This window comes from Bartonella acomydis, assembly GCF_039543025.1.
In the GTDB taxonomy this organism is placed as follows: Bacteria; Pseudomonadota; Alphaproteobacteria; order Rhizobiales; family Rhizobiaceae; genus Bartonella; species Bartonella acomydis.
Genome location: NZ_BAABIY010000034.1, coordinates 1 through 1,934 on the forward strand (window position 1 = coordinate 1; position 1,934 = coordinate 1,934).

Consider the following 1,934-nt stretch of genomic DNA (forward strand, 5'->3'; position numbering starts at 1 on the left):
TCTTGATCATCATTCTTTTGAATTGAGTAAGACAAAGAAAACAACCGCTTTTGATAACTAAGTTATAACTGTTATAAAAGACGTTTTAAACATTCATTTAGAAGCGTATTTTCACTTTTCATTAAAATCTTATTTCTTTAAAAATCAATCGGTCCATATCTAAGCTCGTTATCTTTAAAATAGAGCTTTCTTTAAACAGCATTATTTTACTAAAAATTTAGTAAAACCCTATACGTTTAGATTTTACAATGGTTTTGAATTTTGTTTGCTTATCTTAAAGAGCTGCCCCCAATTTTGGGGTGAGTGCTTTTAAACGATAACTTTTAAAACGTTTATTGACAGCTTACTATATCCTTAAAAAGGCTTTTGATTTCATAAGACATAACGTTGTGAATTTCATATCTGGTGTGATGATAGTATCTGTATAATTGTCTGCCTATTATTTACTAAATTTTTAGTAAGCGTTTTAAAAACTATTTCGTCTTTAAATCCTTTTATGTAATCTTTAAAGAACTCAATCTATAAGCTTATAACAGTTTCAAACGATTACCCTCTAATAGGTAATAAAATATTGCTATAAGAGATATAGATTTTTGCTTCCCAATTTTGGGAAACAAAAATTTTGGTCTTTATACGATTACAAACCAATCATTAAAACAAGATGTGATCTTTAAACGTATGTTATCGATAATTCCAAACGACTAAATTTTAAAACAATGCGATTTGTGAATGATAAAAACGTATCATAAAATTTATGAACTGTTATGAATGATAGCTGCTTTTCATTTTATTTGAATGTTTACATGCTTTATAATATTTACATCATGATTTGCTTTTTATGCTCTATTCATACGTGACAATCCTATATAAAAAATGGTCAAATTAAACATGCATAAAAGTGTGGATTCTTAACTGGATTCATATAAAATAACTGAACTCAACATATTGACTTTATTGTGTTTTTATTTATAATACCTCCCCAACCTTATAATAATCCTTTAAAAAGTCATGGGCTTCAATAGCGCGCTTAATCTCCTCTAAGGAACTTTCTGCCAACGAATTTTGAAACTGACGCGCACAAAGAATAGTCCCTGATATTCCTCCCATACCAAATTGATAGCCTTTTAAAGCCGCCATCAAGGCAAAGGATCTTGTCTTACCGGACCCCCGTCCACCCCAAGCTGCCCGCACCAAAGCATCACCTGCAAAAATCGGTATAAGCTTTGGTACAATCTTAATCTGTCTTGTCTTCATTCATTAAAGGAGCTATTTCTACACGCCCTATGATCTTAATCTCTCCCCCATCCTCACCTGTCACTTGCAAAGGCAAAATCTTACCAAGCAAGGCTAAATAAGCCGCAGGACATTTGAGTGCTTGCTTTTCAAAATAAGAGATTAATCCCTCTTTACCATACTTATTACCTGCTTGTTCAGCTGCTTTAATAATCGCCTCTTTTAAAAGCCGTGTTGTTTTGTTGCCAACCCCTTTCACACGCCCTTTTCCTGCATTGGGCAACACATTGATTTATAATGATAATCTAGCGTTATTCATATTGAATTAGAACACCGAATAACGTAAGATTCTCTCATTTCAAATCTGTTTATGTTGAATCAATTAAAATCACTCGCTTGCACGTCATAAGCGGGGCTGGCGTATGGGTTAAAATTGTATAAGAAAGGAGTAAAAATGGCTCTTATGAACCGTCTTAATGCAAGGGCTGTCGCAACATTGGGGGCTGGCAAATATAATGATGGTGCCGGCTTGTTACTTCATAAGCGTAAAGATGGGGGTGCTCAATGGCTTTATCGTTATACCATTCACGGTCGGCGCCGTGAAATGGGCTTGGGTGCTTTAAGAGATGTTTCTTTAAAACAAGCCCGTGAATGTGCAAACCAATGGCGCTCTGTTTTACGTGAAGGTCGTGACCCCATTA

Annotated in this window: 2 protein-coding genes and 1 pseudogene; 1 reads left to right on the forward strand and 2 read right to left on the reverse strand. The window is 34.4% G+C overall.

What is annotated here, in order from left to right; genetic code table 11:
• Positions 1-975 precede the first annotated feature (975 nt).
• Both ABD909_RS05600 and ABD909_RS05605 read right to left on the reverse strand, forming a co-directional pair.
• A pseudogene (locus tag ABD909_RS05600) lies at positions 976-1,254 on the reverse strand (PBSX family phage terminase large subunit); the annotation flags it as partial.
• On the reverse strand, positions 1,235-1,525 hold the full coding sequence (locus ABD909_RS05605; RefSeq protein ID WP_345096984.1) for a hypothetical protein: 291 nt from the start codon (positions 1,523-1,525) through the stop codon (positions 1,235-1,237). The pseudogene ABD909_RS05600 and the gene ABD909_RS05605, both read right to left, overlap by 20 nt.
• A gap of 162 nt (positions 1,526-1,687) precedes the next feature.
• Here ABD909_RS05605 and ABD909_RS05610 point away from each other — a divergent pair.
• A partial coding sequence (locus ABD909_RS05610) for an Arm DNA-binding domain-containing protein (RefSeq protein WP_345096983.1) occupies positions 1,688-1,934 on the forward strand: 247 nt, incomplete at its 3' end.